23 protein-coding genes are annotated in these 20,433 nt (G+C 68.7%); 9 read left to right on the top strand and 14 right to left on the bottom strand.

Translation table 11 applies throughout. The features are described from left to right. Positions 1–24: 24 nt before the first annotated feature. The 3 genes from HNQ61_RS05890 to HNQ61_RS05880 all read left to right on the top strand — a co-directional run bounded on the left by HNQ61_RS05890 (position 25) and on the right by HNQ61_RS05880 (position 1,720). Positions 25–342 carry a hypothetical protein gene (locus tag HNQ61_RS05890; RefSeq protein WP_170037298.1) on the top strand — a complete coding sequence of 106 codons (318 nt, stop codon included), beginning with the start codon at positions 25–27 and terminating at the stop codon, positions 340–342. Positions 343–740: 398 nt separating this feature from the next. After that, on the top strand, positions 741–1,481 hold the full coding sequence (locus HNQ61_RS05885; protein ID WP_170037301.1) for a hypothetical protein: 741 nt from the start codon (positions 741–743) through the stop codon (positions 1,479–1,481). A gap of 62 nt (positions 1,482–1,543) precedes the next feature. Beyond that, on the top strand, positions 1,544–1,720 hold the full coding sequence (locus tag HNQ61_RS05880; RefSeq protein WP_170037304.1) for a hypothetical protein: 177 nt from the start codon (positions 1,544–1,546) through the stop codon (positions 1,718–1,720). A gap of 232 nt (positions 1,721–1,952) precedes the next feature. Here HNQ61_RS05880 and HNQ61_RS05875 read toward each other — a convergent pair whose 3' ends face one another. From HNQ61_RS05875 to HNQ61_RS05860, 4 genes are all read right to left on the bottom strand, one after another. After that, positions 1,953–2,342, bottom strand: coding sequence for a hypothetical protein (locus tag HNQ61_RS05875; protein ID WP_170037307.1), 390 nt, complete (start codon positions 2,340–2,342; stop codon positions 1,953–1,955). Then, entirely contained in the window at positions 2,339–2,905 is a 567-nt protein-coding gene (locus tag HNQ61_RS05870; protein WP_170037310.1) for a hypothetical protein, read from the bottom strand. Before HNQ61_RS05870 ends, HNQ61_RS05875 begins: the two co-directional genes overlap by 4 nt. A 143-nt stretch (positions 2,906–3,048) precedes the next feature. Then, the gene (locus HNQ61_RS05865; RefSeq protein ID WP_170037313.1) at positions 3,049–4,476 is read right to left on the bottom strand and encodes an MATE family efflux transporter; all 1,428 of its coding nucleotides are present in this window, start codon (positions 4,474–4,476) and stop codon (positions 3,049–3,051) included. An 869-nt stretch (positions 4,477–5,345) separates the two neighbouring features. Further along, positions 5,346–7,880: a M14 metallopeptidase family protein gene (locus HNQ61_RS05860; protein ID WP_170037316.1), complete on the bottom strand. Its 2,535-nt coding sequence runs from the start codon at positions 7,878–7,880 to the stop codon at positions 5,346–5,348. 214 nt (positions 7,881–8,094) lie between these two features. Between HNQ61_RS05860 and HNQ61_RS05855 the strand changes: the two genes are divergently transcribed. Together HNQ61_RS05855 and HNQ61_RS05850 are read left to right on the top strand one after the other, a co-directional pair. Further along, on the top strand, positions 8,095–8,604 hold the full coding sequence (locus tag HNQ61_RS05855; RefSeq protein ID WP_170037319.1) for a hypothetical protein: 510 nt from the start codon (positions 8,095–8,097) through the stop codon (positions 8,602–8,604). 96 nt (positions 8,605–8,700) lie between these two features. After that, on the top strand, positions 8,701–9,288 hold the full coding sequence (locus HNQ61_RS05850) for a tetratricopeptide repeat protein (protein ID WP_170037322.1): 588 nt from the start codon (positions 8,701–8,703) through the stop codon (positions 9,286–9,288). Between the two features lie 113 nt (positions 9,289–9,401). Here the strand turns inward: HNQ61_RS05850 and HNQ61_RS05845 are convergent, their stop codons facing one another. Continuing rightward, complete coding sequence (locus HNQ61_RS05845; protein WP_170037325.1) at positions 9,402–10,409, bottom strand: alpha/beta fold hydrolase; 1,008 nt, start codon at positions 10,407–10,409, stop codon at positions 9,402–9,404. Positions 10,410–10,945: 536 nt separating this feature from the next. On the opposite strand from HNQ61_RS05845, the gene HNQ61_RS05840 reads away from it, so the two are divergent. From HNQ61_RS05840 to HNQ61_RS05825, 4 genes are all read left to right on the top strand, one after another. Then, positions 10,946–11,854, top strand: a complete 909-nt coding sequence (locus HNQ61_RS05840; protein ID WP_170037328.1) for a 6-bladed beta-propeller — start codon at positions 10,946–10,948, stop codon at positions 11,852–11,854. A gap of 4 nt (positions 11,855–11,858) precedes the next feature. Continuing rightward, complete coding sequence (locus tag HNQ61_RS05835; RefSeq protein ID WP_170037331.1) at positions 11,859–12,425, top strand: TlpA family protein disulfide reductase; 567 nt, start codon at positions 11,859–11,861, stop codon at positions 12,423–12,425. A gap of 84 nt (positions 12,426–12,509) precedes the next feature. Then, positions 12,510–12,701, top strand: coding sequence for a hypothetical protein (locus HNQ61_RS05830; RefSeq protein WP_170037334.1), 192 nt, complete (start codon positions 12,510–12,512; stop codon positions 12,699–12,701). A 44-nt stretch (positions 12,702–12,745) separates the two neighbouring features. Further along, positions 12,746–12,916 (top strand): hypothetical protein, encoded by a 171-nt coding sequence (locus HNQ61_RS05825; RefSeq protein ID WP_170037337.1) that lies wholly within the window; start codon positions 12,746–12,748, stop codon positions 12,914–12,916. 443 nt (positions 12,917–13,359) lie between these two features. Here HNQ61_RS05825 and HNQ61_RS05820 read toward each other — a convergent pair whose 3' ends face one another. From HNQ61_RS05820 to HNQ61_RS05780, 9 genes are all read right to left on the bottom strand, one after another. Then, the gene (locus HNQ61_RS05820; RefSeq protein WP_170037340.1) at positions 13,360–14,247 is read right to left on the bottom strand and encodes an NAD(+)/NADH kinase; all 888 of its coding nucleotides are present in this window, start codon (positions 14,245–14,247) and stop codon (positions 13,360–13,362) included. Then, complete coding sequence (gene dxs / locus HNQ61_RS05815) at positions 14,244–16,184, bottom strand: 1-deoxy-D-xylulose-5-phosphate synthase (protein WP_205761891.1); 1,941 nt, start codon at positions 16,182–16,184, stop codon at positions 14,244–14,246. Before dxs ends, HNQ61_RS05820 begins: the two co-directional genes overlap by 4 nt. 242 nt (positions 16,185–16,426) lie before the next feature. Next, positions 16,427–16,930 carry a hypothetical protein gene (locus tag HNQ61_RS05810; protein ID WP_170037346.1) on the bottom strand — a complete coding sequence of 168 codons (504 nt, stop codon included), beginning with the start codon at positions 16,928–16,930 and terminating at the stop codon, positions 16,427–16,429. Positions 16,931–17,066: 136 nt separating this feature from the next. Beyond that, the gene (locus tag HNQ61_RS05805; protein WP_170037349.1) at positions 17,067–17,528 is read right to left on the bottom strand and encodes a hypothetical protein; all 462 of its coding nucleotides are present in this window, start codon (positions 17,526–17,528) and stop codon (positions 17,067–17,069) included. A 183-nt stretch (positions 17,529–17,711) separates the two neighbouring features. Next, complete coding sequence (locus tag HNQ61_RS05800; RefSeq protein WP_170037352.1) at positions 17,712–18,212, bottom strand: hypothetical protein; 501 nt, start codon at positions 18,210–18,212, stop codon at positions 17,712–17,714. Continuing rightward, positions 18,209–18,670: a divergent PAP2 family protein gene (locus HNQ61_RS05795; RefSeq protein ID WP_170037355.1), complete on the bottom strand. Its 462-nt coding sequence runs from the start codon at positions 18,668–18,670 to the stop codon at positions 18,209–18,211. The genes HNQ61_RS05800 and HNQ61_RS05795 overlap by 4 nt, the downstream gene beginning before the upstream one ends. Then, positions 18,667–19,596 carry a polyprenyl synthetase family protein gene (locus tag HNQ61_RS05790; RefSeq protein ID WP_170040349.1) on the bottom strand — a complete coding sequence of 310 codons (930 nt, stop codon included), beginning with the start codon at positions 19,594–19,596 and terminating at the stop codon, positions 18,667–18,669. Before HNQ61_RS05790 ends, HNQ61_RS05795 begins: the two co-directional genes overlap by 4 nt. Positions 19,597–19,598: 2 nt before the next feature. Beyond that, positions 19,599–19,847: an exodeoxyribonuclease VII small subunit gene (gene xseB, locus HNQ61_RS05785; protein ID WP_170037358.1), complete on the bottom strand. Its 249-nt coding sequence runs from the start codon at positions 19,845–19,847 to the stop codon at positions 19,599–19,601. A gap of 102 nt (positions 19,848–19,949) precedes the next feature. Next, positions 19,950–20,330, bottom strand: a complete 381-nt coding sequence (locus HNQ61_RS05780; RefSeq protein ID WP_170037361.1) for an endonuclease domain-containing protein — start codon at positions 20,328–20,330, stop codon at positions 19,950–19,952. Positions 20,331–20,433: the final 103 nt, after the last annotated feature.

Here is a 20,433-nt window from a genome sequence, read left to right as displayed (position 1 = left end):
CTCAACCCTCATTCTGGACACTTGATGAGAAGATCCCTGCTTCTGCCGATGGCGACCGTGCTGCTTCTGGCGGCGTGCCAACCCGTGGCTGCGCCCGAAACAGACAAGCCCGTTGCCGCGCTGGATGGGAATCCCGCGTTGACAGCTTCACCGCGGACGGCGGACCAGCAGAAGCTGATGGAGATCGCGGAGCGTCTGGCGGCGGAGTACGAGAGCGGCAGGCGGCCATTTCCCGCGATGAGCGCCGATCCGCGCGACTCCGTCTCGCCCGAGTCGCTGCGCGTGATGGAAGAAACCGCCAACCGCTTGGCCACAGCGTATGATGGCCGGAATGCGGACTGAGTTTCTCCTCGCTCTCTCGCTCGTCCTCTTTGCCGGCTGCGGGGAGAAGGCCGAGTCCGGCGGGACTGGCGCGGGCCAGGCGGCGCAGTGGATGCTCGATGCGAATCCGGTCATGCGGATCGGCGCGGAGGACGGCGCGGAGAGCCTGCACCGGGTGATGGCGGGAACCCGGCTGCGCGACGGAAGCATCGCCATCGCCAACGCGGGATCACACCAGGTCCGCATCTTCACCGCGGAGGGCAGGCCGGTACGCAACCTGGGGCGCGAGGGCGACGGCCCCGGCGAGTTTCGCGCGCCCGCGTGGATCGGCACGCGGCGACACGCTCATTGTGTGGGATGTGCTCGCGTCGCGGATCTCCCGGTTTGGCGGCGACGGGACGTTTCTGTCATCTGTCCCGATGCCGGAAGCGGTCGGCACCTTTCCCCGCATGGTGGGCGCCTATCCTGACGGATCGCTGCTGTTGGCCAGCGACGCGGCGGCCAGCAATACGGCGGAGTTCAAGACCGGGGTGCGCCGCGAACGGTCTGCCCTTCTCCGCGTCTCGCCGGCGGGCGCGCTCATCGGCCAGGTCGCCGAGGTGCCATCGACCGAGCAGTACGCGTCGGTGAGCCCGGACGGGCGCGGATTCCGGCTGCAGTCGCTGCCCTTTGGCCGGCGCACGGTGATGGCGATCTCCGGAAATGATCTGTACGTGGGGACGGGAGAGGATGCCGCGATCCGTGCGTTCGGCCTGGATGGATCCAGCCGTCACCTGCTCCGCGTCCCCGCTGATCGCAAGCGGGTGGCTGCGGCGGACATCAACCAGTACTGGAAGCGTCTGGTGACCAGCGGCAGCAGCCGGGATGGTGAGGGCCCACCGCCGGGTGAGATCCCGTACCCGGACGCGCTTCCCCCGTACGCCGCGCTGAACGTGGATCGCGCCGGGCGGTTGTGGGTGGGCGAGTCGCGCCTGCCGCGTGAGTGGGACCAGCCCGCGACGTGGTGGGTGTTCAGGCCGGACGGCGCGCTGGCAGCCACCATTCGCATCCCCGGCCGGATGCACGTGCTGGAGATCGGCGAAGACTGGCTTCTGGGCCGCGAGATGGACGCGGATGAACGGGAAACCGTTTCCCTGTACCGGTTTCGCCCCGCCCGTTGATCGCAGCTGCTTGCGCCGGGCGCCTGCCCGGCGAGCCCAGACCCGCAAACCGGAGCCTCGTCATGCCCGCCATTCTCCGCTCGCGTCTCCTGCTCCTGGCCTTCGCGGCCCTCGCGCTGGGCGGTTCGTCTCTGCTGTATGCGCAGGAACTGAAGTGTTACGTGGAAACCTGCGTCCCCACTGCGTCCGGGGGCGAATCGTGCGTGGTGAAGCCCATCAAGTGCCCGCAGGCCACCTGACCGGCTGAGGCGGGATCTGGATCCAGGTGCCGCATGGGAAACCACAGAAGACGGCCCAACGGAAGAACCGCGGGGCCGTTTTTCTCATCACCCACCAAGGAAGCCAGAGCGTCCGGCCGGCTCTCCGCTCCCGGGGGCTGACTGGTGCGAAACAACTTCCAGGCCCGGCGCGCCTGCGAAACGTCAAAATCGTTCAGCCCTTCAACGCGCCTGTCCCGCCTGCCGGGTATCTTCAGTTGCGTGTGACGAGGACCGGGGGAGGCTCGGGATACGCACGCAGGGCCGCGTCCTCGTCCAGCATGGCGTCAATCATCTCGTCGGCTCGCCACGAAGCCCCGGGATTGCGGACATCAGCCACCTCCGCGACCAGACGGGCAACCGCGCACGCGTTCGCACGAGCGCGGGAAAAGAACGCCGTTCCGCGAAGGACGTTCAGCGCTTCGGGAATCGCGGATCGCGCGTACTCCTCGGATGCGAACGGCCGCGGGTACCGGCGTGAATGCAGCAGCAGAAGCACGTGAAAGGCGCCGGTCAAGCGGTCCCAGGCATCCAGCGCTCCTTCGTTCCCCGGCTGATACAGGTGCGCCATCTCGTCCATGCACAACGGCGAGTATGCATTCATGCGGCACTCCTTTGTTCCAGGATTTCCAGCACATCACGGGGTGTCAGCGTTCCCCCGCCCTCAAGTTCCCGGCGTACCATCGCGTCGAACAGATCGTCTGTGCGCTGGTCTGCAAAGAGCACGTCGAACTCATGTTCCCGCAGATCGGGAACGAGGATCTCACGAGAGCCTTCCAGGCCGGATCCGGCGACTGCACGCCGGTCAGGCACGATCCCGTCCACGTCCACCCTATAGACGACAGGGTAGAAGAACTCCAGGCTTGCCTCATCGCAGATGCGTCTGAGCCGGGCGGCAGTGATGTTGTCGATCCGCGCCGCGCTTTCCATGGCGTTTACTCCGGCCCGAAGGCTACTGCGGTACTCCCGGATGAAGCGGTCGAACCGGTCCCTCCAGAACCAGGGCTGATAAAGATCGCCGTAGATCAGGTACGGATTGGAGGACTTGGGGTTGGTGGCGAGCGGGTGAAAGCTCTCCGCCAGCCACGTGTAATGCACGCCGCCGTAGAGAAAGTGGTTGATGATCCAGGCCAGGATCGGAACGGTTCCGTAGTAGTAGCGCGGCATGCACGGGCACTCGGAAAGCGGACGCGGTGGACTCCCGGAAACTGTACCGGCCCAAGCCCCCGGTCAAGGGCTTGGGCCGGTAAAAAGCAAGGAAGTACCACGCGTGGCGCGGACGAATCGCGCACCGCGCGCATTGCGCCACGTCACACCCGCTTGGTCTTCCAGCTTCCGCGGCGAAAGACGATGGCGCTGACCACCGCGAGCGCCGAGAACGCGATCGCCACGGCCAAGAACGCGCCGAACGGGCCCACTCCCAGCATTACGGCGAGCACCCACGCCAGCGGGATCTCGAACGCCCAGAAGATGGCCAGGTTGATCCACGTGGGCGTCCACGTATCCCCCGCCCCGTTGAAAGACTGCGTCAGCACCATCCCGTAGGCGTACAGCGGAAATCCCGCCGCCAGCGTGCGCAGCCCCATGACGGCGATGCGCGTGACCTCCGCGTCCTCGGTGAATACGCCCACAATGGGACGAGCGAATCCCACGAAGATCGCGCCCACCACGGCCAGAAACACGAGGTTGTAGCGGCAGGCCGTCCACACGGCGCGTTCGGCGCGGTCCGGCTTGCCCGCGCCCAGCGCCTGCCCCACCATCGTCGCCGCCGCGTTGCTCAGGCCCCAACTGGGGAGGATGGCGGTGATCACCACGCGGATGGCGACCGTGTACGCCGCCACGGCCGTGTCGCCAAAGGTGGCCACGATGCGCACCAGCCCGATCCAGCCCGCCGTGCCGATCAGCGCCTGCAGCGTCGTCGATCCGGAGAGGCGAACGATCTGCCGCATGGTGGCGGGGTTGGGAACCAGGTGTCGCCGACGCACCTGAAAGTGCCCGCCGGGACGCGTAAGCCGCCACAGCGCGAACGCCGCGCCCACCGACCGCCCGAAGGTGGTGGCCACGGCCGCGCCGGCCACGCCCATCCGGGGAAACGGCCCCACGCCAAAGATCAGCATGGGCCCCAGCACGATGTTGATGGCGTTGGCCAGCCACAGCACGCGCATGGCGATGGCCGGATCGCCCGCGCCGCGGAAGATGGCGTTCACCACAAAGAGCAGGATTACCGCCGCCTGCCCGCCCAGCATGATGCGCGCGTACGTCGATCCGACCGCGATCACTTCCGGCGATGCGCCCATCACCGCCAGCAGGCGCGGCGCGAGCACGAACGAGATCGTCCCCAGAACCACGGAGATCACCGCCGCCAGCGCCACGGCCTGCACCGCGGTCCGCGCGGCGCCCTCCGCGTCGCGCTCCCCCACGCGGCGGGCGATCACGGCGGCGGCGCCCATTCCCAGCCCCATCGCCAGCGCGTAGACCATCGCCAGCATGGACTCGGTGAGGCCGACGGCGGCGACGGCGGACTCGCCTAGGCGGGAGACAAAAAAGATGTCGGTGAGCGCAAACACGCTCTCCAGCGCCACTTCCAGCACCATGGGGATGGCCAGGAGCAGCACGGCGCGGCCCACGGGGCCCTGCGTGTAGTCGTGCGTGTGCGCGCCCCGCAGCGCCTGCCCGATGGCGGTGCGCAGGCGCGGAAGTTCGTCGGGTTCGACGGGGGTGTGTGGTACGGATGACATGCGGACGTCCAGTTTTCTCCCGTGCCGCGCGTGGCGGACGGGTATGCGTGATCGGGTGTGCAGGAGAATTCGGGTTGGGAAAGGGAACCCGAAGGCATCCCTTCCCGGTCAGCGCTGGATCATCCGATGATTCTCGATTCCGGAGGAAAGCAACCGGCGGCGCCCGCGTGCGGGGCGCGGCCGGAAAACGGTCCACGAAGTTATCGGGATCGGCGGTTGGGACAAGGGTTGGATGACCGATGTCCACGCGCGTTGAGCGACGAGGACAGCGCGGCGTCGGCGCTCGCCCAGAACGGGTCGAGAAACTGGCTCGCGATGCGTTCATCATCCTGAGCGAAGCGCCGCTCCGATGGTCGATGAGCGGTAGCCTGGCGTAAAGTCAAAGGATCTTGCCACGGCAGGTGCCGCGCACCCGGCAGGTGGGGACCGGATCAGACTCAAAGTCGCGACGCTCATGGCCGGCGATGTGGCAAGATCCTTCGACTCGCTGCCATGCACGGTGCAGCCGAGAGCACGGCGTCGCCGCTCGCTCAGGATGACAGGCGGGAGACGCGTCCCGTTTCCGCACGATGTGCGGGCTGAACAGCGCGGTCGGACGACGTCTCAACAGGTGAGCGGGAGATGCTCTGCTGCTCTGCGTGAGGCTTTCTGTTGTTCTTCCTCCGTGCCCTCCGTGCATCCTCAGTGACCTCCGTGTGAAACGGCAGTTCCTCGTAGCTGCCGCACTGCGGATCGAGGTGCAGGCGAACCACCGGCTGTGCGGCCGGCGATGAGCACAGGGACGGCCGATCGGAGCAGACCAAAAGACGACGGCGCCCGTGCTGCGGAGAGCACGGGCGCCGTCTGTCATCATCCCGGAACGCCGTGGGTCAGGGGCCCAGCAGGATCGCGTTGACGTAGATGGGGTTGGTGGCGCGCCAGAACAGGCGGAAGAGCGGATCGTCCGCGAACAGCACGACGCTGCCGTTGCCCATCCGCTTGCTCACCACCCACGACCCCTGCTGCAGCCGCCGCAGGTTTTCCGGGCTGATGACGCCGGAAATGCGCGTCAGCCGCTCCGGGAAGTACGCCACCGTCTCCACGTCCTCCGCCGGCTCGAACACCAGCGAGCCGGTGTGCAGCGCGAACGTCTCGTCCGGGCGGCCGTCCAGCCCGGCGCCGAACGCCAGCGGGTGCGCGGGGTCCAGCCGCAGCGGAAGGATGGTCCCCGGCACCTCCTGCCGCCACTCCTGCCGCTGCCGCTCCTCGCGGCCGGCCAGGTAGCGCGACGGACCGCCGCGCGCGCTGTCGGGCGTGCCGGCCTCGCGGGTCTTGATCTCCGCCAGCCCGGCCGCGACCGCCGCACCTTCGCCCACCGCCACCAGCCGTCCGCCCCGGCGGATCCACGCCTTGAGCGCGTCCTCGGCGCCGCGCAGGGCGCGCGGCGAGGCTTCCGGCAGCACCAGCACGTCGTACGAGGACAGGTCCAGCGACGACAGCTCCTGCGCCTGTACGGCGTCAAAGGGCAGCCCCAGCTCCTGCTCCAGGTAGAACCAGTGCCCGCCGAACGAGGTGGCGGCCACACCTTCTCCGCCAATCACGGCCACGCGCGGGAGCTTGGCCCTCGCCACGTTCTCGCTCCCCAGGTCGATGCCGCTTTCCGCCATCCCCGAGGCGACCGGAACGGCCAGCCCGCCCAGCCCGGCCTGCGTCAGACGCGCCTGCACCGTGTCGTTGGCGCGCGCGGGGATGAACCACGTTCCCGCCGGCCAGCGCCGCCCGCCGAACGTCGACTCGCGCGTCACCACGCTCGCGCGCCCGCCCGCCGCCAGGAAGCGGATGACCGGCCCGCCCGCCGCGCCGCCCGGCGCCACCAGCCAGCCGTAGCCGCCCGGCTGCGCGCGCACCGTCGACACGCCCTCCGCCGGCGCGGGAACCGGGGTCCATCCCGAGCCCGTGCCGGCACCGGCCCGGTACGCCGCGACGCCGTACGCGTACGGGAGCGACCAGGCGCTGACATCGTACGAATACTCGGCCTTGAGCTCCGTCTCCGGCTGCAGCAGCGTCACCGCCAGGCGGCCGCGCGGCTGCCGGGCGCGGACGCGGTACGTCCCCGCGGGAAACTGGCCGCGCGACGGAAAGCTGGGGTACGCCGTCGCCCGCGCGCCGAAGCCGCTGGACGCGCGCTCCACCTCGATCCCCTGCCGCCGCAGGTGCGCCACCAGCGCCTCCACGCGCGTGGGATCATCCCCCGGAACCAGCAGGAAGTCCGCCTCGCCCTGCCCCGCCGAGCGCTGCCCCTGCGCAAAATCCGTCAGCAGCGCCGTCTTGCCGAAGGCGGCGGTGCGCAGCGTGGCCTGCCCGCTGGTGCGGTGGTGCATGGCGCGGTCGTGCAGCGTCAGCGTATCACCCGACTCCTGCTGAATGGCCAGCCCCGCCGCGCCGTGCCCGGCCTGCTCGTACGTCATCCCCACCGCGCCGGTCAGGCTGGGCCACGAGTCGCCGTAGCCGGGGTAGAACAGGTCAAACGCTTCGCCGCTGTAGTAGGCCCAGCCCTGCGCATCGAACGCCCGCGCGTTCCCCTGCCCGAAGCGCCGCCCCCACGCCAGGATGTGCTCCGGGTAAATGGGGTTGATGGGCGCCGCCGCGGGAAAGAAGAAGTACGACGAGTTGTAGAACATCTCGTGAAAGTCCACGTGCACCTGCGGATTCCACTGCCACCACGTCGCCAGCCGCGCCTTGGTCTCCGGCTGCGTGGCCCAGCTCCAGTCGCGGTTCAGGTCGAACAGGTAGTGGTTGAAGCGGCCGCCCGGCCACGGCTCGCGATGCTCGCGCGCCTGCGGATTGACGTTGGGCGCCGCGCCCACCACGGACTGGAACCAGTTCACGTACCGGTCGCGCCCGTCGGGGTTAGTGACGGGGTCGATGATGACGATGAGCGAATCCAGCACCCCGCGCACCTCGGCGGCGTCGCGGGCCAGGTCCCACGCGGTCCACAGCGCGGCCTCGCTGGACGAGCTTTCATTGCCGTGCACGCCGTAGCTGAAGTAGACCACGGCCGGATTGGAAGCCGCCACCTGCCGCGCGCGTTCGGCGCTGGTTTCCGGCCGGGTGAGCTCGGCGTTGGCGGCCAGGATGGCGGGCAGGTTCTGCAGGTTGCGCGGCGACGCGATCACCAGCTGAAACAGCTCGCGGCCTTCCGGCGTGCGGCCGTACGGCCGGTAGTCCACCAGGGGCGACGCCTCCGCCAGCGCCTGGCTGTAGCGCTGCACCCCGGCGTACGGGGTAAAGTGTTCGCCCAGCGGGTAGCCCAGCACCTGCTCGGGCGAGGGCGGCGTGCCCTGCGCCCCCAGCGGGTGCGCGGCGGCGAGCGCCGCAACCACCGCCGCCGGCAGCAGGCGGGCGCGTGACGAGAGACGTGGCATTCGTTGGCGTCTGCGGGTGGATCGTGGATGGATCGATCGTCCGTGCGAAGCTACGGGGCGGCCCGGACGGGCGCAACGCGCCGCTTGACACGCCGGGGCAGCGCCGGTAGCCTCTTCCGGTTGCCCCGCGCTCCTCCGCGCCGGCTTCAGCATCCACGTGAGGGAGGATCTCGCATCCTTTTTCGTGGATTGTGGTTATCGACAAGGAACGAATGTGACTTCTCGCCCCCTCTACGCCGTTGTCCTCCTCCTCTCCCTCGCCGCGTGCGGGGGTGAGAAGAAGTCGGATGTGCTGCCGCGCGACCGCTTCGTGGCGGCCAGCGTGGCGCTGCGGCTGCTGCCGGCGAACGCCACGGAGGCGCAGCGGCGCGAGACGCTCAAGAAGTTCAAGGTGACGAACAAGCAGATGCTGGCCTGGGTGGATGCGCATCGCCGCGACCCGGGCGCGCTGGCGGAGGCATGGCAGGACGTGGCCAAGCGCGTGGACAGCCTGTCGTCGCTCCGGCCCGTGCCGCCCACCCCGGACTCCGCGCGCGGCGATTCCGCGCGGGCTGATTCTGCCGGGAAGCAGCCGCGGAAAGTGGATGCGCCGTTGATCGTGACGCCCCCGCAGGCCGGCCGTCCGGGCCGCGTGTCGCCGTTCGATTCGCTGGCCAAGTACCGCGGCCGCCGCAGGCCGCCGATTTCCGGCAAGCCTCCCCGCCCCACGGCCGAGATCCAGTAGCCGCCAGCCGACGCGCATGCCGACATCGCCCCTTCCCGCCTCGCGGGTCGTTCTGGCCCGTTCCGCCTGCCGTCCGGGGTCGATGGCGGTGCGCCCATGACCCGCGTCGCGCGGCGGAAGCTGCTCTGGTTCGGCGGGCTGATCGTGCTGATGGCGGTTGCCGCGGTGATCTTCCGGCTGATGGACGGGCCGTTCGCCATCTTTGCCGCCGCGCTGGTGGCGCTCATCCCCGGCCGCATTCAGCGCACCTTCTACCGCGACCTGTTCGCCGCGCGCCGCACGATGTCGCACGGCCGCTACGCGGAATCCGCCGAGCACTCCCGCCGCTTTCTGGCCGACATCCGTGAACAGCCCGGGCTCAAGCGGCTGATGTGGATCGCGTGGCCGGGGCGCACGGTGGACGCGGAGGCAATGGCGCTCAACAACCTGGGCGGCGCGCAGGTGGAACTGGGCGAGTGGGACGCCGCTTCCCGCCACCTGACGGAAGCCATCCGCATCGATCCCGAGTACTCCGTCCCCCGCTTCAACCTCGCGTTGATCGCCGCCGTCCGCGGTGACCGTGAGACTGCCGAACGCCTGCACGGCGAGGCGCGCGCGATGGGTTATGCTCGCGGCTCCATCGACGCGCTGCTGCGGCACGCGGACGAACTGCGGACGCGCTTCGCGTCACCCGCCACGGTCTGAACCGCGGCTCGGATGGCGCGCGGTGCTGAACGAAACGGGGGAGCTCTTCGCGAGCTCCCCCGTTTTTCGTCCGTCCCGGGCTGCGGCCCGTCGGCACGCAGAACCTCCGCGCGTCAGCCGTCCGCGTTGCGCGCGTGTGTCGTGATGTGGTTGATGAGGGTGTCCCACAGCGGCGGCGGGAGCGCGTGGCCCATCGCGGGGATGATCTCCAGCCGCGCGCCGGGGATGAGTTCGGCCGTACGCCTGCCGCCTTGCAGCGGAACCAGCGGATCTTCATCCCCGTGGATCACCAGCGTGGGAATCCGCAGTTCGCGCAACGCGTCCGCGCGGCTGGGGCTGGCCAGGATCGCCGCGAGCTGCCGGGCCACGCCGGACGGGTTGCGCCCGCGCTCGTACGCCTTGAGCACCTGCGTCCGCGTCCGGGCGAGGTCCACGGCGATTCGATGTCCATTCAGGATCCGCCACATCGTGATCGCTCGCCTCACTACCGCATCCCTTCCCCGCGGCGCCGGGAGGAACAGCGCGGCGGACGCGCGCCAGTGCGGATGCGGCAGGTCATCCTCCCCCGTGTGCGACATGACGCTGGTGAGCGATCGCACGCGGCCGGGCGCCAGGACGGCCACGCTCTGCGCGATCATTCCGCCCATCGACACGCCCACGACGTGCGCGCTCGCGATCCCCAGCGCGTCCAGCACGCCGAGCGCGTCGCGCGCCATGTCGTCCAGCAGATACGGAACGCCCACCGGGAGCCCGCGCCGTTTTGCCGCCACCAGCGCCACGACCCGCGGCACCGGCGCGCCCGTCATCCACGTGCTGCGCCCGATGTCGCGGTTGTCGTAGCGGATCACGAACCATCCACGAACCGCCAGCCGCGCGCAGAACTCGTCGTCCCACTGCACCATCTGCGCTGCCAGCCCCATGATGAGCAGAATGGGCGGATGCGCGGGGTCGCCGAACGTTTCGCAGGTGATCTGCAGCCCGTTGGCGGGAACGACGATAGGCTCCACGCGGCGGACGGCGGAGGTGTCCACCGGCGCCAGCGGCCAGGTGAGGACGGGCTTGGGCGTGCGCGCCGCCAGCAGGCTGAGCGTCGCGTCGCCGAACAGGTGCGCCAGGGGCATGCGATGGATGGATCACGGTCCGTGGTTCGCGCGCCGCTCCGGCCGGCGCCAATCGACGCCATCCACAATCGCGAGGCGCGGGCCAGCGCGCGAGTTGCACGCCCGCTCGCACCAGCCCAACGGGAAGGTCATACACATGCGCACTATATTCGCGCAAAATCGCAAGTTGTGATGCCGGAGAAACTTGTGTTGTTGTCTCCTGATCCAGGGCCGAAAACCGGAACTTCAGGGACTTGCGCCGATCAGCAATCATCGGCTTATTCTGAGTGCCAGCCAGAAGTACTCCAGTCTGTACCGCTGTCCCGCAGCAAAAACTCCCTCCTACTTGTTTTCACGAAATGAGAAGTTCTCACGCACGCCGCACGTCCCCGTTTCTCGTATTTTCGCTGTTCCTCGCCGCCGCCGCCTGCACGTCCAAGGACACTCTTCAGCCGCCGATTGATCTTACGACTGTCCAGCAGTTGTCGGCGGGCGACGTTCGCCCGCTGACGCTGACCAGATCCGATTCCATCGTCCTGGGGACTGGCGCGGAGACGGTGGGCGACATCAGTGATTTCCGAGTTTCGGAGGGCCGGTTCTACATTCTTGACGGCCCCTCCAAGCGGGTCCGCGTTTTTGACACTCGCGGCCAGCTTGTCAGCACGATCGGCCGGCAGGGGTCAGGGCCGGGCGAGTTCCGGTCCCCGGTGTCCATCGCGGTGCTCGGCAACGAACTGCTGGTGGCCGATGTGGCGGTGGACAATGCACTTTCGCGATTCAATGCTCAGGGCGCGTTCCTGGACCGCAGGCGGTACGGCGTCGTTGCACAGGCGTCATCTCTGGCCACGGATGCGGACATGGTGGCGTCCATGCGCATGCTGACCATCGCGGACCCCGCGAAAGAGGGCTGGAACGTGGTCGCCATCGCAAACGCCCGCGGAGACTCGGTCGGGTCCGGCTGCGTGATCGATCCGCGGTACGTGGAAAGCAGAAAGGTTGACGGGACTCTTTCGCACTTCGGTTTCGGGAACGTGTCGGTGCGGGGGGGCGAGGTGTACTGCACGCAGGGGATCAGCCCGATCGTGCAGGTCATGGACCTCACGGGAAGGCCGATCCGCCAGATCCGGACTGCGCCTCCGTTCTACCTGGCCCCGAAGGACAAGAAGCTGGACCTGAACCAGAAGGCCATCTTCGAGTTCCTGGGAAGCTTTACGACCAATGCCGGCTACGTACCCGTCGAGGGGGGCTTCGTATCCATGTATACGCGGTTCAACGAGGACGAAGGCGAGGTCCGGTACCACCTGCTTGTCTGCCGCGAGGGCACGCCCATGCGGTGCGGAACGCTGGAAAATATCCGCAAGCCGATCTACATCCCTTCCCTGGACAGCATCTACCTGCAGGAAGAGATGGAGCCCAACGCACCCGTCACGATTGGAATCTACCGCATCGCCGGCCTGACGGAGTGAACGCATGTACCTGTCGAGACTTCTGCCGCCATTGGCGGGTGTGCTGCTGGCGGCCTGTTCCTCGGGCGAGCCGCTGGCCAAGGCCAGCATGGAGCACGGGATTTCCCCCGGCGATGCCGTGGCGTCCGTCAAGGTTCCCTGCATGTCGGGCCCGGACCGCGAAGTAGCCGAAAAGAACAAGTTGCAGGTGGTTACCTTTGCAACGCCCTATGACTGCTCGGCATGCACGCCCCACATGGCTGGAGTGCCCCGTGTGCTCAGGCACATAAACGAGGACCAGAAGGGTTTTGTGGTGGTCTGGAGCCCGAACAAGAAGATGCTTCAGCGCTCCCTGGGGCAGGCGAAAAGCGATCTGCCCATCTGCATTGATGAAGCGGGCGTGTTCTGGGATCGCCACGACATCCAGCATACGCCTTTTACGGTCGTAATCGATGACGGACGCGTCGTTTACACGACAGACGCGGTTTTCACGCAGCGGGACACCGAGGAAAAGTTCGCCCGTGATCTGAAGGTTCTGATTGCGCGGTCGGCGTCGGCCCGCGCACCGTCTCGTTCCACGGCTTCACGATAGACGCTCCGAATGTACGGTCATCCTCCCTGGACGGAGTGGGACCTGCTTGAAGTTCACCTTCCAATACCTCTCTGGAGATCCAAGATGCGCATCAAAGTCTCTCGTATCGTGTTCGCCGCGATTGCGGTGGTTTCCATCGGCGCCGGCGCCCGCGCCGCGTCCGCTCAGGAAGAAAACGAAGTGAAGACGCCCAAGGAGTTCGCTCTGATGGTGAATCCGCTCACCGGGCACGTCTACTGTGTCGCCGCCGGGTCCGGCTGCTTCGTCGTCTCCTGACCCGCCTCGCAGTCAACTTTCCTCAACCCCTCATGAAAAAGCCAATGCGCAAAGTCATCTACGCCCTCTCGCTCCTCGCCTGCGTCTCCGCCCCGCTTGCTGCCCAGGTCGACAATGAGACCGGCGGCGATCTGAAGGAGTATGACGTTACCTTCGACAAGAACGGCAACGTGATCTGCTTCAACACGGGCACCAAGTGCACTGCCGCCGGCTGACCTGATCTTTCCCTGGCCGCGCCTCGATAGCGGCCGGGACCCGCACGTCGTTCTGTTTGCCCACTCCGTCCAGCAGGGTTGCCGCGTCAGGCAAACAGAAGAGGACGAGTGCACCCAGTGTGCACTCGTCCTCTTCTGCTCCAGGCAAAGAGCCCAGCCCTCATCCGGCAGAACTAGGCATTATTCCGGTCGCCTGGAGTGAACTCAAGATCGGCGCGTCGATCGCATCACGGAACATTGCACGATCAGAGCGCTCGAGAGCGCTTCTGGAAGCTCGTTCGACCCTGCACGATTTATCGGGGTGCGTTCAGTCCCGTTCGCACTCTCAGTCCAGCAGGGTGCCCGCGAAACAATGGGAGAAGACAGGCGCTGGTTTGCCTGGCTTCTCCCATTTCCGCAGCTTCCCGCTGCAGGCATCACGCGCGGCAGCCAGCGAACCGCTCCTACTCGCGCTCCACCAGGTCGCCCCAGCGCAGCTTGCGGCGCAGGGTGGAAAAGAAGGTCTGGCCGTCGAAGCGCACCAGGCGCACCGGCCTGGGCGCGCGGTAGACAACCACCTTCTGCCCGGGCACCAGCCGCTCGTGGTCCTGCCCGTCGATGGTCAGAATCAGTTCCTCCGTAGGGGACAGCACCTCCACGGTGATCGTCTCGTCCGCGGGCAGCACCAGCGGCCGCACCCCCAGCGTGTGCGGGCAGATGGGCGTGGCGATGATGCAGTGCACCGATGGCGCTACGATGGGCCCGCCGGCGGAAAGCGAGTACGCCGTCGACCCCGTGGGCGTGGCCAGGATGATTCCGTCCGCGCTGTAGCTGCCCACCACGTCCTTGTACGCGCTCACCGCCAGCCGGATGACGCGCGCGGCGCCGGTCTTGTGCAGCACGGCGTCGTTCAGCGCCAGGTGCCGCCTGCCCTGCTCCCCGTCCGCGGTCTCCGCGTGGCACTCCAGCGCCATCCGCTCGTCGATGGTGAAGTCGCCGGCGATCCACTTTTCCAGCGCGTCCTCCATTCCGTCGCGCGGCGCGGAGGTCAGAAACCCCAGGTGCCCCAGGTTCACGCCCAGCACCGGGACGCCCTCGCGCACGACGAGTCGCGCCCCGCGCAGCAGCGTGCCGTCCCCGCCCAGCGTGAGCAGCAGGTCCAGCCCGGCGCACATCTCCGGGGTCAGCAGCTCGCCGTCGCCCACGTACTCGCGCAGCGGCGGCTCGTAGAACAGCAGAACCCCCTCCCGCCGGGCGAAATCCGCCAGACGGGTGAGGGTTTCCTGCAGCATCCCGTAGTGCGAGTGCCCTACGACGCCAATGCGGCGCGGCCCGCGTTCCGCGGCGCTCACGCCGTTTCGGCCAGCGACCGCAGCGGCCGGCCCAGCAGCGCGCGGGCCCGCGCGGCGATCCCGTCCGCGTTCAGGCCCAGGTCCGCCAGCAGTTCCGCTCGCTCGCCGTGCTCCACGAACGCGTCCGGAAGGCCCATGGAGGCGCCCGCCACCTGCGGCCAGCGGTCGTCGATGGCCTTGCGCACATACGCGCCGAAGCCGTTGGCCACCGTCCCCTCCTCCACCGTCAACACGTGCGGATGGTGCGGGAACAGGCGCTCCAGCGCGGCCTCGTCCAGCGGCTTGATGAAGCGGCAGTTGACCACCGTGGCCGAAATCCCCTCGCGCTGCAGCGCCTCGGCCGCGGCGACGGCCGGGTTCACCATCGTGCCGGTCGCCAGGATGGCCACATCGCGCCCCTCGCGCAGCGTTTGCCAGGTGCCGTACGGAACGGCCTGGATCTCCGCCACCGGCTTCGGTAGCGCGGGCACGGCGTCGCGGGGGATGCGGATGCTGAACGGCCCGGCGTCGTGCTCCAGCGAGGTGCGCAGCAGCCCGATCAGCTCGTCCGCGTCGCGCGGCGCGGTGATGGTGAGACCGGGGACGGAAAGCATGTAGCCGATGTCGATGCCGCCGTGGTGCGTGGCGCCGTCGTCGCCCGCGATCCCGGCGCGGTCCATCACAAAGGTCACCGGCAGGTCCTGCAGCGCCACGTCGTGCACGATGTTGTCGTACGCGCGCTGCAGGAACGTGCTGTAGATGGCGACGACGGGACGCAGCCCCTGCGTCGCCAGGCCGGCGGCAAAGGTGACGGCGTGCCCTTCCGCGATCCCCACGTCGAAGAAGCGGTCGGGATGTCCGGCCTGAAAGATGTCCATCCCCGTCCCCGTCGACATGGCGGCGGTGATGCCCACCACGCGCTTGTCTTCCGTGGCCAGCTCCGTCAGCGCCTCGCCGAACACCTGCTGGTAGCGCGGCAGCCCGCCCGCGGACGCCTTCTTGAGCGGCGCGCCGGTATCGCGGTCGAACAGCGCGGCGGCGTGCCACTTCACCTGGTCCGCCTCGGCCGGCGCGAAGCCCTTGCCCTTGGTGGTCAGGACGTGCACCAGGCGCGGTCCCTCCATCCGCCGCACCTGCTCGAACGTGCTGACCAGCGCCTCGATGTCGTGGCCGTCCACCGGGCCCACGTAGCGAAAGCCCAGTTCCTCGAACAGCATGCCGGGAACGAACATCCCCTTCATCGCATCGTCCGCGCGCACGGCGAAGTGCTCAAGCATTTCGCCGATGGTGCCCAGCTTGGGCGCCTGGTGGACGAGGCGCTTCACTTCCGCGCGCACCTTGTTGTAGAGGGGCGAGGTGCGGACGTCGGTGAGCTTCTTGTGGATGCCCAGGTACTTGTGCAGCGCCCCCACGTTGGGGGAGATGGACATCTGGTTGTCGTTGAGGACGACGATGACGTCGCGGTCGGTGTGCCCCGCGTTGTTGAGCGCCTCGTACGGCAGCCCGCACGTCATCGAGCCGTCGCCGATGACGGCGATGACCTCGAAGTCCTCGCCCTTGATGTCGCGCGCCGCCGCCACGCCCACGGCCGCGCTGATGCTGGTTCCCGCGTGCCCGGCGCCGAAGACGTCGAACTCGCTCTCGTCGCGCCGCAGGAAGCCGGACAGGCCGCCGCGCTTGCGGATGCTGTCGAGCCGGTCGTTGCGGCCAGTGAGGATCTTGTGGGGATACGCCTGGTGGCCCACGTCCCAGATCAGCTGGTCGCGCGGCGTATCAAAGACGCGGTGCAGCGCCACGGTCAGCTCCACCGTGCCCAGGTTGGAGCCGAAGTGCGCACCCTTGTGGCGCGAAACGACGTCGATGATGCGATCGCGCACGTCGGCGCAGAGCTGCGGAAGTTCCGATTCCGGCAGCGCGCGCACGTCTTCGGGGGTCCTGACCGTATCCAGAAGCGCCACGGGGGCTCCTCGTATTTGATCTGCGATGTTGGGTTCCGGCGGTCTCGCCAGCCGGGCACCCGTCCAATTTACGTCCTGAACGCCGCTCATCCAACCGTCCGGCCCCGGATGGCCGCATTCACCGCGCCGCGGCGTTGGCCGATCCGTTACTTTATGGTACAAAGCAAAGCGCGGGCCGTCAACATCGGCCCGCAATCCGCCCCCTGCCCCGCACCCTCTCCGGACGCTCGGGACGACCTCCGTCAGGGCACCAGAAGCCGCCAGCCACGGATTCTGGGTCCCACGTACAGCCCCGCCGCCGCGCCGATCAGCGCCCCGGTGGCGCCCATGATGATGTCGCGCGCACGCTGCTCGTTTCGTCCGCAGCCGTACATGGGAATGCACTCGCCTTCCGGCGTGCGCCCGTTGAGCAGCGTCCCCGCCGCGCCGCCCACCGCGGCCAGAAGGACGGTGGCCTGCGGCGTGTACGAGCGGCGGATCCACAGCGAATCCACGCTGGGCAGCGCGATGCGCGATTCCAGCCTGCGCTTCGTGAGCGCGAGGCGGTCGTCCGCCACGCGGCCGCAGCGTCCCTCCACCCGCTGTTCGTCGACCGTGGCCACGCGCAGCCAGGCGCCGGGGCAGGCTGTCCACAGGGCCGTGGTGATGCGGGCGGTGTCCGCCGCCTGCGCATGCCCGTCGCGGGCGGAAAACGGGAGCGCGATCGCCAGCACGAGCGCGGCGCGGAAAAAACGAACGGCGGTCATTCCCTTTTCGATCATCATGCGGTGGATGGATGGACAAGGCGCATCGGCCGCGCCGGCCAGCCCGGATTGGTGTCCTGCTCTTCCCCGAGGACGGCGGTTGGAGCGGCAAGCCCTCAACATCCGTTCGGAACACGCCTCACGGCGCGAGGCGCACCCAGCTCAGGATGCGCGGGCCCACGAACCGCCCGGCGAGGGCGCCGACAAATGCCCCGGTCGTTCCCGAGATGATCCGATCCCGGCGGTTGCTGCAGTTGCCCTTGGCGATGCACTCCGCGCTGGAGCGCTCAGGGGTGACCAGGAACCCGATTCCGGCTCCCGCCGCGGCCAGAAGGACGGTTGCTTCCGTCGGGTACGAGCGCTGAACCCAGAGCGTTTTCACGCCGGACAGCGGGATCTGTGCATTCCCCTGCGGAGTTCTCACCAGAAGCCGGGCATCCGTCACCGCGCCGCAGCGTCCCTCCATCCGCTCACCATCATGCAGGGAGACGCGAATCTGTGCGCCGGGGCAGATCTCACGCACAGCCCGGGTGATGCGGGCGGTGTCCGCCGCCTGCGCATGCCCATCGCGGGCGGAAAACGGGAGCGCGATCGCCAGCACGAGCGCGGCGCGGAGAAAACGAACGGCGGTCATTCCTCTTGGACCATCATGCAGCGGGTAACAGGCAGCGCGCCGCGGGTGGCGCCTGCCCGCACTCGATTCCGGGCCCCGCTGCTGCGGGAGGTCGATCCTCTCCGATGCAGCGATTGCGGAGCATTCCTGCCCTGACGAATCCTCAGGGCTTCAGGCCCAGCAGGTTGCGGAGCTGCGGACCCACGTACCGCTCGCCGACGGCGCCCAGGAACGCACCGGTGGTTCCCGAGATGATCCGCTCCCGGTTGGTGCCGCACTCTCTTTGCGACAGGCACCCCTGCCTGAGTACCCGGGATCGACCAGGAGCCCCACCCCCGCAAAGACCGAGGCCAGCAGCAGGGTCGTTTCCGGGTCGGAGCTGCCCTGGATCCTCAGCGAATCCACGGCGTCGGGCGGGACCTGCGAGCCGGCCAGCGGCGCCGTGAGCAGAAGCCGGGCGTCCGTCACCGCGCGGCATCCGTCCATCCGCTCGCCGTCGCGCGTGGCGATGCGGGCCTCGGCGGCGGGGCAGATCTCGCGCACCGTCCGGGTGGCCGCGGCTGAACCCGCTGCCTGCGCGCGCCCGTCCCGGGCAGAAAACGGAAGGGCGATCGCGAGCACGAACGCGATGCGAAGGTATCGGCCGGTCATCATCATCCCCTTTGCGGTCATGGATGCAGCAGAAAGGCGAGCAGCGCACCGTACACGGCGCCGACCAGCACTTCCAGCGGCGTGTGGCCCAGCAGCTCGCCCAGCTTCTCGAAATCCAGCGTGTGGTGCTCCTGCAGTTCCGCGACTAGGCGGTTGAGCAAGCGCGCCTGGCGTCCCGCGGCGCGGCGGATTCCGGTGGCGTCGTACATGATGACGAGCGAAAAGAACGCCGCCACGCCAAAGAGCGGCGTGTTCCACCCGTGGCCGATTCCGACCGCCGTGGACAGCGCCGTCACCGAGGCGGAGTGCGCGGACGGCATTCCGCCCGTGCCGATGAGCCGCGTGAAGTCCGGCCGGTTCCGGCGCAAAAGGGTGCGCAGGAACTTGAAGGCCTGGGCCGTCATCATCGCCAGCAGCGCGGGGGCGAGCGGCGGGTTCCACCCGATCAACGGCTCAAAGAACCAGCGCAGCTGGTTCATCGGTCGCGCTCCAGCACGTAGGCGGCTAGCGCCCGCAGTTCCGGGGAGGGGATCCGAGCGCCGGCGAGCGCGTCCACCGCGCGGTCCACGCGCTCGCGCGCCATCTGCCGCGCGCGCTCCAGGCCGAAAATGGATGGATAGGTCGCCTTGCCCGTGCTGGCGTCCTTGCCGGCCGTCTTGCCGAGCACCGCGTCCGCCTGGGTGACGTCCAGCACGTCATCCACGATCTGGAACGCCAGCCCCAGCTCGCGCCCGTAGACCGTAAGCCCCCGCAGCACGCCGTCGTCCGCACCGGCGGCCAGCGCCCCGATCCGCAGCGAGGCGGCGAGCAGGGCCCCCGTCTTTGCGCGGTGGATGCGCTCCAGCCCCGCCCCGTCCACGACTGTTCCGGCCTCGCCCTCCAGGTCCAGCTGCTGCCCGCCGACCATTCCGTTTGCGCCAGCCGCGTCGCACAGTTCGGCGGCGAGCCGCCCGCGCAGCGCCGCGCCCGCGCCCAGCTCGCGCGCCGCGTCGTCCAGCACACGGACCGCCGCGGGGATCAGCGCGGCGCCCGCCAGCAGCGCCGCGCGGGGGGAAAACGCGACGTGCACGGTGGGGCGGCCGCGGCGCAGGTCGTCGTCGTCCATGCACGGCAGGTCGTCGTGCACCAGCGAGTAGGTGTGGATGATCTCCAGCGCGCAGGCCAGGTGGTAGACGGCGTCCGGCACCGGTCCCGGACGCACCACGCTCCACGCCGTCACGCAGAGGACGGGGCGCAGGCGCTTGCCCGGCGTGCCCAGCGCGTACAGGATCGGCTCGGCGAGCGGGGCCGGGGCGCGGGCGGCCAGCCCGGGGACGAGCGCGTCCAGGGCGGCGTCCACGCGGGCGCGTTCGCGGCCCAGGAACGCGGCGAGGTCCGCGCGGTCGCTGGCGGGAACGGCGTGCATGGTCACGCGGGCTCGGCGAAGTCCGTGAAGCGGTGGCCGCCGGCGCCGTCGTCCATCAATTGGCGGATGCGGCCGTCGGCGCTTTCCAGCACGCCTTCCGCCACGCGGAGCAGGCGCACGCCTTCCTCGAACAGGGAAAGCGACTCGTCCAGTTCCAGCGGCTCGCCCTCGATGCGGCCCACGATCTCGGTGAGGCGGCCGAGGGCGGCCTCGAAGCTGGGGGCGGATGAAGACAGGGTATTCTCAGACATGAAGATCGCGTTTGTTTCGGCTTGCTTCAGGGCGGCCCCCACCCGGGCCGGCACCACCGGCCCACCCTCCCCCAAAAAAGACTGGGGGAGGGTTGGGCGTGGCTATGGCTGTCGTGCGTTGCTCATGGATTCTGCGAGCGCCGTGATTTTACGGACGACGGCGGGCAGATCCGTGAGCACCTCGTCGTTGCGGAAGCGGACGACGCGGTAGTTGTGCGCCTCCAGCGCGCGCGTCCGCTCCGAGTCGCGCTCCACCAGTTGTTCGTGCACGTCGCCGTCGACTTCGATCGCCAAGTGCAGCGCCGGGCAGTAGAAATCCAGCACGAAGCGCCCCACCGGGTGCTGCCGCCGGAAACGGAGGTCCGCGATCTGGTTCTTCCGCAGCGCGCCCCACAGCGCCTCCTCCGCGCTGGTCGCGTCCGCGCGAAGCCGCCGCGCCGCCGCATCAATACCCTGCGTCGTCCCCCGAATCCGCTGCCGCATACTCTCCTCGCAAGAGACTCTGCCTGGACAAGCCGAACCGTCCCCCCGGCCCACCCTCCCCCAGTCTTTTTTGGGGGAGGGTGGGCGAGTAGTACGAGCCCGG

The sequence above is a fragment of the Longimicrobium terrae genome (genome assembly GCF_014202995.1).
Taxonomy (GTDB): domain Bacteria; phylum Gemmatimonadota; class Gemmatimonadetes; order Longimicrobiales; family Longimicrobiaceae; genus Longimicrobium; species Longimicrobium terrae.
The sequence above is the reverse complement of the archived record's forward strand: the minus strand, read 5'-3'. Positions and strand labels throughout refer to the sequence as shown.

Bases quoted from the DNA above. Each gene is read 5' to 3' on its own strand.
- HNQ61_RS05800 (WP_170037352.1), bottom strand. From the start codon at position 18,212: ATGACCGCAAAGGGGATGATGATGACCGGCCGATACCTTCGCATCGCG.
- HNQ61_RS05850 (WP_170037322.1), top strand. From the start codon at position 8,701: ATGACCCGCGTCGCGCGGCGGAAGCTGCTCTGGTTCGGCGGGCTGATC.
- HNQ61_RS05790 (WP_170040349.1), bottom strand. From the start codon at position 19,596: ATGCACGCCGTTCCCGCCAGCGACCGCGCGGACCTCGCCGCGTTCCTG.
- HNQ61_RS05845 (WP_170037325.1), bottom strand. From the start codon at position 10,409: ATGCCCCTGGCGCACCTGTTCGGCGACGCGACGCTCAGCCTGCTGGCG.
- HNQ61_RS05890 (WP_170037298.1), top strand. From the start codon at position 25: ATGAGAAGATCCCTGCTTCTGCCGATGGCGACCGTGCTGCTTCTGGCG.
- HNQ61_RS05810 (WP_170037346.1), bottom strand. From the start codon at position 16,930: ATGACCGCCGTTCGTTTTTTCCGCGCCGCGCTCGTGCTGGCGATCGCG.
- HNQ61_RS05860 (WP_170037316.1), bottom strand. From the start codon at position 7,880: ATGCCACGTCTCTCGTCACGCGCCCGCCTGCTGCCGGCGGCGGTGGTT.
- HNQ61_RS05875 (WP_170037307.1), bottom strand. From the start codon at position 2,342: ATGAATGCATACTCGCCGTTGTGCATGGACGAGATGGCGCACCTGTAT.
- HNQ61_RS05870 (WP_170037310.1), bottom strand. From the start codon at position 2,905: ATGCCGCGCTACTACTACGGAACCGTTCCGATCCTGGCCTGGATCATC.
- xseB (WP_170037358.1), bottom strand. From the start codon at position 19,847: ATGTCTGAGAATACCCTGTCTTCATCCGCCCCCAGCTTCGAGGCCGCC.
- HNQ61_RS05825 (WP_170037337.1), top strand. From the start codon at position 12,746: ATGCGCAAAGTCATCTACGCCCTCTCGCTCCTCGCCTGCGTCTCCGCC.
- HNQ61_RS05795 (WP_170037355.1), bottom strand. From the start codon at position 18,670: ATGAACCAGCTGCGCTGGTTCTTTGAGCCGTTGATCGGGTGGAACCCG.
- HNQ61_RS05885 (WP_170037301.1), top strand. From the start codon at position 741: ATGCCGGAAGCGGTCGGCACCTTTCCCCGCATGGTGGGCGCCTATCCT.
- HNQ61_RS05830 (WP_170037334.1), top strand. From the start codon at position 12,510: ATGCGCATCAAAGTCTCTCGTATCGTGTTCGCCGCGATTGCGGTGGTT.
- HNQ61_RS05865 (WP_170037313.1), bottom strand. From the start codon at position 4,476: ATGTCATCCGTACCACACACCCCCGTCGAACCCGACGAACTTCCGCGC.
- HNQ61_RS05835 (WP_170037331.1), top strand. From the start codon at position 11,859: ATGTACCTGTCGAGACTTCTGCCGCCATTGGCGGGTGTGCTGCTGGCG.
- HNQ61_RS05880 (WP_170037304.1), top strand. From the start codon at position 1,544: ATGCCCGCCATTCTCCGCTCGCGTCTCCTGCTCCTGGCCTTCGCGGCC.
- HNQ61_RS05780 (WP_170037361.1), bottom strand. From the start codon at position 20,330: ATGCGGCAGCGGATTCGGGGGACGACGCAGGGTATTGATGCGGCGGCG.